This window comes from Pedomonas sp. (genome assembly GCF_036515995.1).
Lineage (GTDB): Bacteria > Pseudomonadota > Alphaproteobacteria > Sphingomonadales > Sphingomonadaceae > Pedomonas.
Map to the genome: position 1 here is coordinate 1 of NZ_DATBUP010000115.1, position 13,964 is coordinate 13,964.

15 protein-coding genes are annotated in these 13,964 nt (G+C 62.7%); 10 read left to right on the plus strand and 5 right to left on the minus strand.

Going from position 1 to position 13,964, the window contains the following annotated elements:
- The 3 genes from VIG90_RS08765 to VIG90_RS08775 form a co-directional block, all read left to right on the plus strand.
- A partial coding sequence (locus VIG90_RS08765; RefSeq protein ID WP_331593117.1) for a GMC oxidoreductase occupies positions 1-222 on the plus strand: 222 nt, incomplete at its 5' end.
- Between the two features lie 282 nt (positions 223-504).
- The gene (locus VIG90_RS08770) at positions 505-1,596 is read left to right on the plus strand and encodes a Rieske 2Fe-2S domain-containing protein (RefSeq protein WP_331593118.1); all 1,092 of its coding nucleotides are present in this window, start codon (positions 505-507) and stop codon (positions 1,594-1,596) included.
- A 201-nt stretch (positions 1,597-1,797) separates the two neighbouring features.
- On the plus strand, positions 1,798-2,658 hold the full coding sequence (locus VIG90_RS08775; protein ID WP_331593119.1) for an SDR family NAD(P)-dependent oxidoreductase: 861 nt from the start codon (positions 1,798-1,800) through the stop codon (positions 2,656-2,658).
- 77 nt (positions 2,659-2,735) lie between these two features.
- Here VIG90_RS08775 and VIG90_RS08780 read toward each other — a convergent pair whose 3' ends face one another.
- Together VIG90_RS08780 and VIG90_RS08785 are read right to left on the minus strand one after the other, a co-directional pair.
- Positions 2,736-3,494, minus strand: coding sequence for an SDR family oxidoreductase (locus VIG90_RS08780; RefSeq protein WP_331593120.1), 759 nt, complete (start codon positions 3,492-3,494; stop codon positions 2,736-2,738).
- Between the two features lie 67 nt (positions 3,495-3,561).
- On the minus strand, positions 3,562-3,969 hold the full coding sequence (locus VIG90_RS08785) for a VOC family protein (RefSeq protein ID WP_331593121.1): 408 nt from the start codon (positions 3,967-3,969) through the stop codon (positions 3,562-3,564).
- Between the two features lie 159 nt (positions 3,970-4,128).
- Here VIG90_RS08785 and VIG90_RS08790 point away from each other — a divergent pair, with 159 nt between their 5' ends.
- Positions 4,129-5,223, plus strand: a complete 1,095-nt coding sequence (locus VIG90_RS08790) for a DUF1214 domain-containing protein (RefSeq protein WP_331593122.1) — start codon at positions 4,129-4,131, stop codon at positions 5,221-5,223.
- Between the two features lie 67 nt (positions 5,224-5,290).
- Here VIG90_RS08790 and VIG90_RS08795 read toward each other — a convergent pair whose 3' ends face one another.
- The 3 genes from VIG90_RS08795 to VIG90_RS08805 all read right to left on the minus strand — a co-directional run bounded on the left by VIG90_RS08795 (position 5,291) and on the right by VIG90_RS08805 (position 7,883).
- The gene (locus VIG90_RS08795; protein WP_331593123.1) at positions 5,291-6,145 is read right to left on the minus strand and encodes an SDR family NAD(P)-dependent oxidoreductase; all 855 of its coding nucleotides are present in this window, start codon (positions 6,143-6,145) and stop codon (positions 5,291-5,293) included.
- A 49-nt stretch (positions 6,146-6,194) separates the two neighbouring features.
- Positions 6,195-7,130 carry an alpha/beta hydrolase gene (locus VIG90_RS08800; RefSeq protein ID WP_331593124.1) on the minus strand — a complete coding sequence of 312 codons (936 nt, stop codon included), beginning with the start codon at positions 7,128-7,130 and terminating at the stop codon, positions 6,195-6,197.
- 66 nt (positions 7,131-7,196) lie between these two features.
- Positions 7,197-7,883: a hypothetical protein gene (locus tag VIG90_RS08805; RefSeq protein WP_331593125.1), complete on the minus strand. Its 687-nt coding sequence runs from the start codon at positions 7,881-7,883 to the stop codon at positions 7,197-7,199.
- Between the two features lie 496 nt (positions 7,884-8,379).
- Here VIG90_RS08805 and VIG90_RS08810 point away from each other — a divergent pair, with 496 nt between their 5' ends.
- The 6 genes from VIG90_RS08810 to dmpG all read left to right on the plus strand — a co-directional run bounded on the left by VIG90_RS08810 (position 8,380) and on the right by dmpG (position 13,666).
- Positions 8,380-9,513 (plus strand): flavin-dependent monooxygenase, encoded by a 1,134-nt coding sequence (locus VIG90_RS08810; RefSeq protein WP_331593144.1) that lies wholly within the window; start codon positions 8,380-8,382, stop codon positions 9,511-9,513.
- A gap of 51 nt (positions 9,514-9,564) precedes the next feature.
- Positions 9,565-10,383 carry an alpha/beta fold hydrolase gene (locus VIG90_RS08815; RefSeq protein WP_331593126.1) on the plus strand — a complete coding sequence of 273 codons (819 nt, stop codon included), beginning with the start codon at positions 9,565-9,567 and terminating at the stop codon, positions 10,381-10,383.
- Positions 10,376-10,900 carry a flavin reductase family protein gene (locus VIG90_RS08820; protein WP_331593127.1) on the plus strand — a complete coding sequence of 175 codons (525 nt, stop codon included), beginning with the start codon at positions 10,376-10,378 and terminating at the stop codon, positions 10,898-10,900. Before VIG90_RS08815 ends, VIG90_RS08820 begins: the two co-directional genes overlap by 8 nt.
- A gap of 80 nt (positions 10,901-10,980) precedes the next feature.
- Positions 10,981-11,685: a fumarylacetoacetate hydrolase family protein gene (locus VIG90_RS08825; RefSeq protein ID WP_414695485.1), complete on the plus strand. Its 705-nt coding sequence runs from the start codon at positions 10,981-10,983 to the stop codon at positions 11,683-11,685.
- A 17-nt stretch (positions 11,686-11,702) separates the two neighbouring features.
- A complete protein-coding gene (locus tag VIG90_RS08830) occupies positions 11,703-12,641 on the plus strand; it encodes an acetaldehyde dehydrogenase (acetylating) (protein WP_331593129.1) in 939 nt (312 codons plus the stop codon).
- Positions 12,638-13,666, plus strand: a complete 1,029-nt coding sequence (gene dmpG / locus VIG90_RS08835; protein WP_331593130.1) for a 4-hydroxy-2-oxovalerate aldolase — start codon at positions 12,638-12,640, stop codon at positions 13,664-13,666. The genes VIG90_RS08830 and dmpG overlap by 4 nt, the downstream gene beginning before the upstream one ends.
- Positions 13,667-13,964 lie beyond the last annotated feature (298 nt).

Sequence of the window (13,964 nt, forward strand, 5' to 3'; positions counted from 1 at the left end):
GCCTACCTGCGCGAGACCGCCATCGCGGACATTCATACCGTCGGCACCTGCCGCATGGGCCGCGATGCCCGGGCGGTGGTCGATCCGCAGCTGCGGGTGCATGGCGTTGAAGGGCTTCGCGTCGTTGACGCCTCGGTCATGCCCATGGTGCCGGGCGGCAACACGAATGTGCCGACCATGATGATCGCGGAGAAGGCGGCCGATATGATCCTGAAAGCGTAATGTTTCAGGTTATTCGGCCTCTCCCCGCCGGGCTGCACCGTTTCCGCGTCGGGGCGAGGCATATCCGGGGTGACGTTTCGCTCGATCCGGCGCGGCCGATTTGCCGGCTTGTTTCGTCTTCAGGGGTATCGGTGCGTCAATGCGTAGCAAATGCGTCATTTGGCTATGCATATATTAAAGATTACGCGATTGACTAAGTATCTTGCGAAGTGATGCGCACCAAGGTACGATTGCTAATGAAATGCCCCTTGTGTTTCGGGGATGTCTGGGAGGAGGATGAACATGGCAACTTCCGCCGAATATGGTCTGGGCGAGTTCGCCTTCCCGCGCGGATGGTTCATGATCGCGGGTTCGGAAGAAGCAACCACCAAGCCGATTCCGCTGCGGTTTTTCGGTCAGGATATGGTTCTGTACCGTGGTGAGACTGGCACGCCCCATCTGGTGGAAGCCTACTGCCCGCACATGGGCGCTCACCTTGCCAAGAACACCACCTCCTACATCGTGCGTGACGGCGAGCAGGTGCAGGGCGATTCGATCCGCTGCCCGTTCCACGGCTGGCGCTTCGGCCCGGACGGCAAGTGCGATGACATTCCCTATTCCGAGAAGTTCATCCCCAAGGCCGCCTGCCTGAAGACCTTCCATATCGTCGAGCGCGCCGGCATCATCTGGATGTGGCACTGCCCTGAGGGTCTGGAGCCGCAGTGGGAACTGCCGAACTTCGGCGGCCACTGGAACGAGCCGGGCTGGGTCAACTGGAAGATCGACTTCATGGGCGATCTGAACTGCCACGGCATCGAGATCGTCGACAACATGGCGGACTTCGGTCACTTCGTGCCCATTCACGGCGCGAAGGACTTCACCTACTTCGCCAACGAGTTCAAGGGCCACATCGTCCACCAGTACTACAGCGCGGGTCACCGCACGCTGACCACCAATCCGGAGGATCAGCTGGTGCTGGACACCTGGTACGAAGGTCCGGGCTTCCTGCAGTCGGAAATGGGCGGCGCTTACCCGTCGTTCATCATGATCGCCAACACCCCGATCGATGACGGCAAGGTGCGCTGCTGGCACGCCCTCATGGTGAAGGTGCACGATGGCAGCCGCGAGACCACCGACGCGGATCGCGCAGCCGCTTTTGAGTATCAGGAGATGAGCCGCCTCGCCTTTGCCCAGGATGTGGAAATCTGGGACAACAAGCGTGACTGCTTCAATCCGCTGGCCATTCCGCAGGACGGCCCGTACGGCAAGGTCCGCATCTGGTACAAGCAGTTCTACAACCCGCGTGATCGCGCTGGTGATTTCCAGAAGCGCGTCAATGGTCTGACCGTGACCATGGACAAGCGCCCGGCAGGCAAGACCTCCGCCGCGGGTTAAAAGACATGGGTCGGGTCGTCGCCGAGTGCGGCGGCCCGCTCCGCTTTCCGGCATATCTTTCCGCCTGACATAAGAATATTCAGTGCTCCCTCCGCTGGAAGGGGCAGCGGTGGAAGGGTGCGCCCAATTCATAAAAAGCCCGGACAGGCCGTCGCTGCCGCTCTCGGCTCTGTCCCTTACGTTGTGGGAGATCGTCAAGTCATGGCCAATGAACGCAAAGTTGCCGTCGTTACCGGCGCAAGCCGGGGTGCCGGTCGTGGCATCGCCATTGCCCTGGGAGAAGCGGGCTGGCGCGTCTATGTCACCGGCCGCACAGTCACGCCGGGCGTCGCCCCGCTGCCGGGCACCATCGGAGACGCCGCTGAAGCCGTGACCGCCGCAGGCGGCGAGGGCATCGCCGTTCAGGTCGATCACTCCAGCGAGGCCGAGATCGCCGCCCTGTTCGAGCGGGTCCAGCGCGAGAGCGGCCGTCTTGACGTGCTGGTCAACAACGTCACCTTCATCCACGATGATCTGGTGAAGCCCGGCCCGTTCTGGCAGAAGTCTGCGGATCTGGTGAACATTCTGGATGTGGGCCTGCGCTCGCACTACCTGGCGTCCTACTATGCTGCGCCGATCATGGTGAAGCAGGGCAGCGGCCTCATCACCTTCACCTCCTCGTTCGGCTCGGTGTGCTATATGCACGGCCCGGCTTACGGTGCGCAGAAGGCCGGCGTCGACAAGTTCGCGGCCGACATGGGCGTTGATTTCCGCGGAACCGGCGTTGCCGCCGTTTCGCTGTGGATGGGCCCGTTGCTGACCGAGCGCAGCAAGCGCACGCTGGCCGAGCACCCGGAGCAGTACGAAGGTTTCATGTCGCAGGCCGAAACGCCGGAATTCAACGGTCGCGTCATCCGCGCCATTTCCGAGGATCCGAAGCTGGACGAGTTGAACGGCCAGACCGTCATTTCCGCTGAAATGGCAGAGCGCTATGGCATCACAGAGGAAGGCGGCCGCAAGCCGCCGTCCCACCGCTCCATGCTGGGTGATCCGCGCATTCCGCACCCGGCGATCGTGCAGTAACAGCAGCCACAAGCTGCAACGAAAAAAGGGCGGCTCGCTAATTGCGGGCCGCCCTTTTTCTTTGCGCGATCAGCAGATCAGGCGGTTTGGCCGCCATCCACCGACAGCGTGATGCCGGTCACGTTGCAGGCATCGCTGGAGGCAAGGTATGCCACCGCGCCCGCAATTTCCTCCGGTGCGGAAGACTTCTTGGTCTTGGGGAACAGGGTTGCGATCTTGCTCATGTCCAGCCACTCCGGCATCGGGGCGACCTTGGTGTTGAGCGGCGTGTCGACCGCGCCGGGGCAGATGGCATTGACGCGCACGCCCTTGTCCGCATGTTCCACCGCCATGGAGCGGGTGAGGCCGATCACGGCCGACTTGGTGGCCGAATAGGCCGGAGCGAACGCCACGCCCTGAAGCCCTGCGGCGGAGGACATGTTGACGATGTTGCCCTGCGTTTCCAGCAGATGGGGCAGCGCCGCGCGGCTCACATGGAATACGGCGTTCAGGTTGACGGAAATAATGCGGTTCCAGGCATCGGCGGTGTAATCGACCGAGCGGCACCACTCCATGATGCCGGCGTTGTTCACCAGCACGTCGATGCGGCCGAGTTCGGCAACCGACTCCGCCACAAGCCGGTCGCAGTCTTCCACCTTGCTGGCATCGAACTTGATCGCCTTGGCCTTCACGCCGTGCTGCGCGGAAATGGCAGCGGCCACTTCAGCGGCGCCCGCCTCGTTGATGTCGGCCACGATCACGTTCGCGCCTTCCGCTGCCATCCGCTCGGCGGTCGCCTTGCCGATGCCCGATGCCGCGCCGGTAACGATGACCGCCTTGTCTGCAAATCGCTTCAATTCACTTCTCCCCGCGCGGGCAGCCGCTTGAGATTGCCCGCGCATTCTTATTCTCGTTTTCCTGTCGTCAGCCTGCCTTGGGCAGCATCTCGACCAGTTCCAGCAAATGGCCTTCTGGGTCCTTCACGAATGCCACCTTGATCCCGTGCTCTTCGAGAAGACGGGCAGGGCGGTGCAGTGTGCCCCCGGCCGCCAGAACTGCCGTGATCGTTGCATCCACATCCTCAACCGTAAAGCCGAAAATGCCTTCGCCCGGTTTTGGTGCAGGCTGGTTGATGTAGCGGATGACGATGAGATTGTGCCCGCCGTCATAAGCGCCGTTGGCGGAAAGAATGGCCTCGTCCAGTTCGAACTCGCCCTCGCCCGTCTGGAACCGCAGCACAAGCGCTAGTCCCAGCACGTCGCAATAGAATCGCTGGGCCGCGTCGACGTCGCTGACCACGATCTTGGTGAAGGAAAACTGGGAAGCCGCCATTGCAGAAATCTCCTTTTGAGTATCTACTTACTTCTAGCGGCCGGAGGAGTCGCTGGGAATATGTCCCCCCTGATTAATTGCGCAAACAAGTATACGCTCAGCATTACTGTTCACTGATTCGCACGCATCATGACCTCTGGTTCCGCAAAAGGAGTGCGCATGACCGAGACCTCGAACCTCACCAACGAAGGGAATGTGCGCCTTGCGCACGTGTGGCGAAACTTCTGCAACGAGCTGGCCGAGGCGGGAGAGGTGCTCCTGCGCGCTGAATCTCCCGCAACGCCGCTCGATCAGGCGGAGGGGCTGCGCTATCTCAGCCGTCTCACCCGCACCGCGCTCAACATGCTGGTGGACTCGTCCGATCCGGATTTTCCCCGCATTTTCCAGCTGACCGATGACAAGATCAAAATCGGCGCGGACAATCCGGACAATATCTACGAGCAGGCCGTCATCAAGGGCGACCGGCAGTATCGCATCTGGGGCAAGCGGGGCACGGTGCCTTACCTGAGCCTCGGCACCAAGGCCAACCGCTACGCCGTTGACGGCACCATGGTCTCGACCGGCGAGATCGAATTTGCCGATGTGGATGTGAACCCGGACGGCAGTTTCGAGATCATTGCCAGCACGACGCCGCATGCGAAGAACTGGCTTCCGATGGCGGATGATACCTCTCTCCTCATCATCCGCCAGACGTTCGAGGACAAGAAGACGCAGGTCCCTGCCGAGATCCATATAGAATGCATCGGCGGCCCGCCTCATCCCGCGCTGCTCACGCCCGAGGTGATCGAGGCCCAGCTTGCGGGGTCGGCCGCGTGGGTGAGGGGCACCGCCAATACTTTTGCCGACTGGTCGGAGTGGTTCAAGCAAACCCCCAACCGGATTTACGAGGCGGACCAGTCCGTCTGGTATCGCGCCGGGGGAGATCCGAAAATCTGGTACGGCCACGCCTACTATGATCTCCAGCCCGGCGAGGCATGGGTGCTGGAAGTCATGCCGCCCAAATGCCGCTTCTGGAATTTCCAGATCGACAACTGGTGGATGGAATCCCTTGATCACGTCAACCACAAGATCTGGATCAACAGCGCGCAGGCCAAATACGAGCCGGACGGCCGGGTCATCGTCGTCTGTGCCGAGGAGGACCCCGGTTACGGCAACTGGGTGGACATCGCCGGGCACCGGCAGGGCACCGCGCTCTGGCGCTGGATCGAGGCGGAAGACTTTCCAACCCCCAATTGCCGGGTCGTCAAACTGTAAAGGACTGATATAAAAAAGGAGGGGCCGATCGGCCCCTCCGTCTTTCCGATCAGAACTTTCAGCAAAATCAAACGGCCAGAATTTGCCGCGCCTGCTCCGCCAGTTTCGGGTTGGCCTTGGTGCGCAGGTATTCGATGCGCTCGGCCACCATGGACTCGGTCATCTCCGGCTGGGTCGAGCACCAGAACTTGTTCTCTGCCACCTGCTCCAGAATGACCTTGCAGCCTTCATCCAGATCCATCCCGTAGGCGGCCATCATGTCGTGCATCGCCTTGCGGTGACGGGCGGCGCTGTCCGGTTCGCCCTTGCCTGCCTCGGCATTGAAGATGCTGGTCTTCATCATGCCCGGGATCACCGAGCATACATGGATCGGGAGATTGGCCAGCTCCATTTCCAGATAGAGGCACTCGCTGAACGACTGGATGGCGTGCTTGGTCACCATATAGGCGGTCTGGGTCGGCATCATGCCGAACGAGCCGACCGAGGCGAGGTTGGCGATCCACGCTTCCTTGCCGGTCTTGATGATTCTCGGCACGAAGGCGCGCACGCCGTGAATGACGCCGTGGATATTGATGTTGAGCGTCGCCTCCCAGCGCTCCGCCGGAATTTCCCATGTATACCCCAGAGTCTCGATGCCGGCGTTGTTGACCAGCAGCCGCACCTCGCCGTGGCGGGCGAACACCTCCTCGGCCAGCCGGTCCAGTTCGGCGGGCTTTGAGACGTCCACCACCATCGCCTCGGCCTTGCCGCCGTTGGCCCGGATCTCCTCGGCTACCTTCTCGGCCGCCGCGCCGTTGATGTCGGTTACAACCACCGTCATGCCGAGCGCGCCCGCGCGCCGTGCCAGACCGGAGCCGATGCCCGCGCCCGCGCCGGTAATGACCGCAACGCCCCCGGAGAATTTCTGCTTGTCGATTGCCATTGTCTCTCCCCCGGCCAGGATATGCCCCGGCCTTATTCCGTGCTTGATCTTATTTGGCGAACTGGCGTTTCAGGAAGGTGTTCGCATCGGCCATTGCCTGCTGTGCGCCGGGCAGGAAGCCGACCCACGAGACGAAGCCGTGGATCATTCCCTTGTAGCGCTGCACGTCAACCTCGACGCCCGCGTCCTTAAGCTTCTGGCCGTAGTTCTCCGCATCATCGCGAGACGGGTCGCATTCCGCCGTGCCCACGAACGCCGGGGCCAGCCCCGCGTGGCTTTCTGCCCGCAAGGGGGAGGCGCGGAAATCGTGCTGCTCCCGCTCCGGGTCGGTCAGGTACTGGCTCCAGAAATACATGGTGTCTTCGCGCCGCAATATCGGCCCGTTGGCGTATTCCTTGGCCGATGGGGTCTCGACCGAGGGATAGTTGCACGCGCCATAGAACAGGACCTGCGCGCGTAAGGCAGGAGCGCCGGCGTCGCGGGCGAAAATAGCCGACACCGCCGCCAGCGAGCCGCCGGCGCTGTCTCCGGCCACGCCCATGCGCTCCGGGTCGCCGCCAATCTCGCGCGCGTTGGCATAGGCCCACTGGGTTGCGGCCCAGGCGTCCTCGATCGCGGCCGGGAACGGATTTTCCGGCGCAAGCCGGTAGTCGACGGAGACGACGATGCTCTCCGAGCCGGCGCACAGGCCACGGGCAATCATGTCCTGGGTGTCGAGGTCGCCCACCACCCAGCCGCCGCCGTGGAAATAGACCACAATGGGGAACGGGCCGGTGCCAACCGGCGTGTAGAGGCGAATGGGCAGCTCGCCGCCCGGGCCGGGAATGGTGCGGTCCTCAACGGCGGCAATCGGCACGTTCGGGCCGGGAATGGCGGTCGAGCTGTCGCGTACGGCCTTGCGCAGCACGTCGACGGGAATGCTGCCTGCGGTTGGAAACTCCGGCGCGTTGGCAAGCATCGCGGCAATTTGCGGATCAACTGTCATGTGGAAATCCCTGCTTCTGGCTTCAGCTGGCTTCAATAAAAAGGGAAGGGGCGCAGGCCGCTCCCCTCAGCCCAGCTCGACGACGGACAGCACGTGGCTCTTGTGGCCGGGGAAGACGTAATCGATCTCGATCACGGTGCTCTCGCCCAGCGTGCCGCTGACCAGAAGGTCGGTCTCGATAAATACCTGAAGGCCGTTGCGCCCGTAAGCGTAGCGCGTCACGTCGCCGAACGCCGGAGAGGCATCGAGCCGTGCATCGATCTGCGCATCGCCCGGCATCGGCCGGTTGAGCGTGATTTTGAGGCGGCCTTTGAACGCGGGGTCAGTCGCCTCCAGCGCGCGCAAATCCAGCACCAGCTGTTCCACCGCTTCCAGCGAATCCGCCAAGAGGCCGATATGGAAGCTGTACTCCGGGTCGGCCACCAGGGCGGCGCGCATTTCGCCCACGCTTGGGTGTTCCTCGGCCGTGCCGATCTTGAGCGCATCGCGAACCGCGTCCACCAGTTTCTGCTGCGCCTCCGGCACGGCTGACAGATAGAAGATGCCGTCGCCGCGCGCATAGTGGTCGTTGTGCACCACGAACCGGTAGAAGTGCGTACCGTTGGGCAGCGGCAGATCCTGCGTTTCCACAAGGCCGATCAGGCTGAGCAGTTTGGCGGCCGTTGGGCCGTCTTCCGGGCGGGCATAGTGGAGGGCCACGTGGCCCATGCTCAGACGAACACTTGTTTGCGTGTTTTCAGCAGCGTTGATCAACGCATCCTCCCCTTCTGATTCTCGCCTGGCAGCTGAAATGCGCTGTGGCGGTCGACAAAAATTCTTCTATTGTCGACAAGAGACTATCTTGCCCGGTTACGGACGACAAGAAGTAAGTAACAACTCACCGCAGGGTTTCCGGGGGAGGTATTTGAACCAGTGGTGAGATGTCCGGCTTAAAAGCCTTGTTTCATCGGGGCTTGGGTCGGGCAGGGCAGGAGGACGCCGCCGGGGGACATGCACGATTTTGGCAGATCGTGGCAATATGGCCCTCAACTGACGACTATATAGGGATTTCCAGAACGCGCTTGACAGGTTGCGTAGAGAACCGATAGAGTTTTTACGCATAAAGCAGGCATTCAGGGACTGCAAGCAACAGGAGAATTCAATCATGAGCGTTGTCGATACAGCAGTGTCTGCCGCTCACGGTGTGGCGCAGGGCGGAGCGGAGCAGGGCATTCCGTCTCCGGAAGTTCTGATCGAGCGCGCTCGTGCGATGATTCCGACTCTCAAGGCTCGCGCCGCGCAGACCGTCGCGCAGCGCAAGGTGCCGGATGAGACCATTGCAGAGCTGCAGGAAGCCGGATTGTTCCGCATCCTTCAGCCGAAGCGCTGGGGCGGATACGAAATGCACCCGAACGTATTTTACGAGGTGCAGAAGCTGCTGGCCGAAGGCTGCATGTCCACCGGTTGGGTGTATGGCGTGGTCGGTGGTCACCCGTACGAGCTGGCGCTGTTCCACAACCAGGCGCAGATCGACGTTTGGGGTGAAGACACCTCCATTCTCATTTCCTCGTCGTACCAGCCGGTCGGCAAGGTCGAGCGCACCGAGGGCGGCTTCTATCTGTCGGGCCGCTGGGGCTTCTCTTCCGGCTCCGATCACTGCCAGTGGGTTCTGCTGGGCGCCATGATCCCGCCGGAGAAGGAAGGCGATGCGCCCGACATGCGCACCTTCCTTGTGCCGCGCAAGGATTACGTCATCGACGACAAGTGGCACGTGTTCGGCCTGCAGGGCACCGGCTCGCAGGACATCGTGGTCGATCGTGCCTTCGTGCCTGATTACCGCACCCACAAGTCGGTTGACGGCTTCCTCTGCCGCAATCCGGGTCAGGCCGAGAACGACGCGCCGCTTTACTGCCTGCCGTGGGCGCAGATCTTCCTGCGTCTCGTCTCCACCTCGGCTCTGGGCGCTGCCAAGGGCGCGGCCAAGACCGCTCTGGAGATCGCGCAGAGCCGCGTGTCCACCAACACCGGCAAGGCATCCAAGGCCGATCCGTTCCTGCTCTCCGCCATTGCACGCGTAATGGCGCAGGTGGATGAAATGGAAGTCACGCTCCGCCGCAACATGGACGATATGCTCGCTCATGCCGAGCGCGGCGAGGACGTGCCGATGGAAAAGCGCACCCTCTATCGCTTCCAGTCCGCGTCGGTTGTGCGCCGCTGTGCGGCGCTGGTGGACGAGTTGCTGCCGCTGCTGGGTGGCCGTGCCATCTATATGCACAGCCCGATCATCCAGCCCTGGCTTGATCTGATGGCCGCGCGTGCGCACGTCGCCAACGACCCCAACAATACCGCAGCCGATCTGGTCGGCGGAATGCTGGGTCAGCCGCCGAGCTTCATGTTCGTGTAAGAAGCCGGAAGATAGAGCCGAGAAAACAAGGTCAGGTCAGGGAGTCGCGAAATGGCGGAGCTTCGCAGAAGCGTTCACAACGTTGAAGGCGGTTATGACATCGTCATCAACGAAACCGGTCCGGAGAACGGCGCCGCCGTGGTGTTCATCCACGGCAGCGGCCCCGGTGCTTCGGGCCAGTCGAACTTCCGTCAAAACGTCCCGCCGTTTGTGGATGCGGGCTTCCGCGTCGTCCTGCCTGACCTGATCGGCTACGGTGAATCCTCCAAGCCGGAGGGGATCGACTACACCCTCCAGCTGTTCACCGACACGCTTTATGAAGCACTGCAAAAACAGGGCATCACGAAGGCGACGCTGGTCGGCAATTCTCTGGGCGGCGGCATCGCCCTCCAGATGGCGCTGGATCACCCTGAATTTATCGAGCGCCTCATCCTCATGGCTCCGGGCTGCATCGAAGAGCGCGAAGCCTACTTCGCCATGCCGGGCATTGCGGGCATGGTCAGCTCCTTCGGCGGGCCGGACTTCAACGAGGACGAGCAGCGCCGTCTCATCACCAATCTGGTGCATGACCCCATTCACGTCACCGACGCGCTGGTGAAGGAACGCTTTGCCGTTGCCCGCACCCAACCGAAGGACGTGATCGTGCGCATGCGCACGCCGAACCTCCAGCCGCGCCTTGGCGAGCTGAAAATGCCGATCCTGGTGTTCTGGGGCAGTGCGGAGCGTTTCATGCCGCTCTCCGGCATCAACTACTTCCTCGACCAGTGCGAGGACGTGCGTGTCATCACCTTCAACAAGGTGGGTCACTGGGTGCAGGTCGAGCGGGCGGACGAGTTCAACCGTTATTCCGTCGAGTTTCTCCGTGGCTGAGACTGTTCTCAAAGCGGCTGATGCCGCTCCGGGTGGTGCCGTCCTGTCCGATGAACTTCGGGCAGGGTTCAAGGGGGCGATGCGCCGTCTCGCCTCGGGCGTGGCCGTCATCACCGCCAACGGTGCCAATGGCCCGCTGGGCCTGACCGCAACCTCCATCACCTCCATGTGCGCGGAGCCGCCGACCGTTCTGGTCTGCGTCAACCAGTCGGCGAGCATTCACGGAGCGCTGGCGGTTGGTCAGCCGATCTGTGTCAATCTGCTGGCGCGCGACCAGCAGGACGTCTCCGGCGCGTTCGGCGGCAAGCTGCCGCCCGAGGAGCGCTTCGGCGTCGGCAACTGGGAGCCGGACCACAACGGCGTGTCGCGTCTGGTGGATGCGCAGGCCAATATTTCCGGCACCATCGATCAGTTGACGCCCTACGGCACCCACAGCATCGTCATTGTCCGCGTTGAGGACGTGCGCCTCACGGGGCCGGTATCGCCGCTTATATATCAGGACGGAGGTTATCTGTGACCGATCGCTCCGGTGTAATCGAAAAATACGCCGAGGAACTCTATCAGGCGCTGCGTGCCGGCCAGACCGTACCGCCGCTGATGGGGCGTGACGCCTCGCTCACCATCGATGACGCCTACGGCATTTCGCTGGGCATTCTGGACAAGCGCGTGACGGACGGCGAGCGCGTCGTCGGCAAGAAGATCGGCGTCACCTCCAAGGCTGTGCAGGACATGCTGGGGGTTCACCAGCCGGACTTCGGTTTCCTGACCGACCGCATGTTCATCGAGGGTGACATCGACATCAAGGCCAACGGCCTGATCCAGCCCCGCGCCGAGGCCGAGATCGCTTTCATCTTGAAGGACTCGCTCAAAGGTCCGGGCGTCACCGCCGAGCAGGTGATCGCCGCCACCGAGAGCATCGCGCCCTGTTTCGAGATCGTCGACAGCCGTATCCACGACTGGAAGATCGGCATCGTCGACACGGTCGCCGACAACGCCTCGTGCGGCGTCTACGTACTGGGCGAGGCGCGGGTCGACCCGCGCGCGCATGATCTGCCGTCGCTCCACGTCACCGTCACCAAGAACGGCGAGCCCTTGTCCGAGGGCTATGGCTCGGCGGTGCAGGGCTCCCCGGCGGAGGCCGTCGCATGGCTGGCCAATACGCTCGGCGCGTATGGCGTCACGCTCGATGCCGGCGATGTCATTCTGTCCGGTTCGCTGGTGCCGCTGGCCCCGGCCGTTGCGGGCGACGTGTTTGAAATGGAATTGCATGGCGTCGGGCGCTGCGTCGCCCGCTTCGTCTAATTCAGGAGGAACCCATAGTGACCAGGGTCAAGGCGGCTATCATCGGTTCGGGCAACATCGGCACCGATCTGATGATCAAGATGATCAAGTATCCGCAGAACATGGAGCTGGTTGCGGTTGTCGGCATCGACCCCAATTCGGAAGGTCTGGCCATGGCGCGCGAGCGCGGTGTCGCCACCACCCATGAGGGGATCGAGGGCCTGAAGAAGATGGACGTGTACCCCGAGATCGGCATTGTATTTGATGCCACCTCGGCCTACGCGCACAAGGTCCATGACGAGGCCCTGCGCGCCGACGGCAAGCGCGTGGTCGACCTGACCCCGGCGGCCATCGGTCCGTTCATCATTCCCCCGGTGAACATGGAAGCCAACCTGGGCGCCACCAACGTGAACATGGTCACCTGCGGCGGCCAGGCCACCATCCCGATGGTTGCGGCCGTCAGCCGCGTCGCCAAGGTGCACTACGCTGAGATCGTGGCGTCCGTGTCGTCGCGCTCGGCAGGCCCGGGCACCCGCGCGAACATCGACGAGTTCACCCGTACCACCGCACGCGCCATCGAGGCCGTGGGCGGCGCGGAAAAGGGCAAGGCGATCATCATTCTGAACCCGGCCGAGCCACCGATGATCATGCGCGACACCGTCTTCACCCTGTCCGAGGGCGCTGACGAGGAAGCCATCCGCGCATCGGTCAAGGAAATGGTCGCCGAGGTGCAAAAGTACGTTCCGGGCTACCGCCTCAAGCAGGAAGTCCAGTTCGAGCGCTATGGCGACAACAACAAGCTGAAGATCCCGGGCCGCGGCGAATTCACCGGCGTCAAAACCTCCATCTTCCTCGAAGTGGAAGGTGCCGGCGATTACCTGCCGAGCTATTCGGGCAATCTGGACATCATGACGGCTGCGGCCAAGGCGACCGGTGAACTGATCGCTGCCCGTATCGCCAAGGGAGTTGCGGCATGAGCTTTGATCCCACCACCACCAAGCTGTACATCCAGGACGTGACGCTGCGCGATGGCATGCACGCCATCCGCCACATGTACGGGATCGATCACGTCCGCAGCATCGCCAAGGCACTCGATGAAGCCGGCGTTGATGCCATCGAAGTCGCTCACGGCGACGGCCTGTCCGGTGCGTCCTTCAACTACGGCTTCGGCGCGCACACCGACTGGGAGTGGCTCGAAGCGGTTGCGGACGTTCTGAAGAAGTCCGTGCTCACCACCCTCATCCTGCCGGGCGTCGGCACCGTTGAGGAACTAAAGCGCGCTTACGACATCGGCGTGCGCTCGGTGCGCGTCGCGACCCACTGCACCGAGGCGGACGTCTCCAAGCAGCACATCGGCATCGCGCGAGATCTGGGCATGGACGTGTCCGGCTTCCTCATGATGTCACACATGGTGGACCCCGAGACGCTGGCCCAGCAGGCACTGCTCATGGAAAGCTACGGCGCGCAGTGCGTCTACGTTACCGACTCCGGCGGCGCGCTCGACATGGACGGCGTTCGCGCCCGCCTTCAGGCCTATGACCGGGTGCTGAAGCCGGAAACGCAGCGGGGCATCCACGCTCACCACAACCTGTCGCTGGGCGTCGCCAACTCCATCGTCGCCGTGCAGGAAGGCGCGATCCGCGTCGACGCTTCGCTGACCGGCATGGGCGCGGGCGCGGGCAACGCGCCGCTGGAAGTGTTCATCGCCGCGGCCGACCGTAAGGGCTGGAACCACGGCTGCGACGTGAATGCGCTGATGGACGCCGCTGAAGATCTGGTGCGCCCGCTCCAGGATCGCCCGGTGCGCGTCGACCGCGAGACCTTGGCTCTGGGTTATGCAGGCGTTTATTCCAGCTTCCTGCGTCATGCCGAAAAGGCGGCCGCGGACTATGGTCTCGACACCCGTCAGATCCTCGTCGAACTGGGTCGCCGCAAGATGGTCGGCGGTCAGGAAGACATGATCGTGGACGTGGCGCTCGATCTGCTGAAGGCGAAAGCCTGAGCGTAAAACAAGGGCGGTCGGGTCCCGGCTCCTGGAGAGTCGGCCCCGCCGCCCGCACATCACCGGTCCCGCCGGATAAACCCGGTTGAACTGGCTGGTAGCATGTGATTCTCTGGCGGCAGGGAAGGGGTTCGGCCCTTTCCCTGCCGTTTGTTTTTGGGCACATCGCCGGAAATTCCCGAGTCTCGGTCGGCTTTTGCCCCACCCCCCCATTTCTCTGCTAACACATGTGGCGAAAACAGCGCAGTATATCGTGTATTTTAATGCGCATCTGCGAAGCCTGTTGCCACAACGGGTC

Bases quoted from the DNA above. Each gene is read 5' to 3' on its own strand.
- VIG90_RS08770 (WP_331593118.1), top strand. From the start codon at position 505: ATGGCAACTTCCGCCGAATATGGTCTGGGCGAGTTCGCCTTCCCGCGC.
- VIG90_RS08775 (WP_331593119.1), top strand. From the start codon at position 1,798: ATGGCCAATGAACGCAAAGTTGCCGTCGTTACCGGCGCAAGCCGGGGT.
- VIG90_RS08785 (WP_331593121.1), bottom strand. From the start codon at position 3,969: ATGGCGGCTTCCCAGTTTTCCTTCACCAAGATCGTGGTCAGCGACGTC.
- VIG90_RS08790 (WP_331593122.1), top strand. From the start codon at position 4,129: ATGACCGAGACCTCGAACCTCACCAACGAAGGGAATGTGCGCCTTGCG.
- VIG90_RS08795 (WP_331593123.1), bottom strand. From the start codon at position 6,145: ATGGCAATCGACAAGCAGAAATTCTCCGGGGGCGTTGCGGTCATTACC.
- VIG90_RS08800 (WP_331593124.1), bottom strand. From the start codon at position 7,130: ATGACAGTTGATCCGCAAATTGCCGCGATGCTTGCCAACGCGCCGGAG.
- VIG90_RS08810 (WP_331593144.1), top strand. From the start codon at position 8,380: ATGATTCCGACTCTCAAGGCTCGCGCCGCGCAGACCGTCGCGCAGCGC.
- VIG90_RS08815 (WP_331593126.1), top strand. From the start codon at position 9,565: ATGGCGGAGCTTCGCAGAAGCGTTCACAACGTTGAAGGCGGTTATGAC.
- VIG90_RS08825 (WP_414695485.1), top strand. From the start codon at position 10,981: ATGGGGCGTGACGCCTCGCTCACCATCGATGACGCCTACGGCATTTCG.
- dmpG (WP_331593130.1), top strand. From the start codon at position 12,638: ATGAGCTTTGATCCCACCACCACCAAGCTGTACATCCAGGACGTGACG.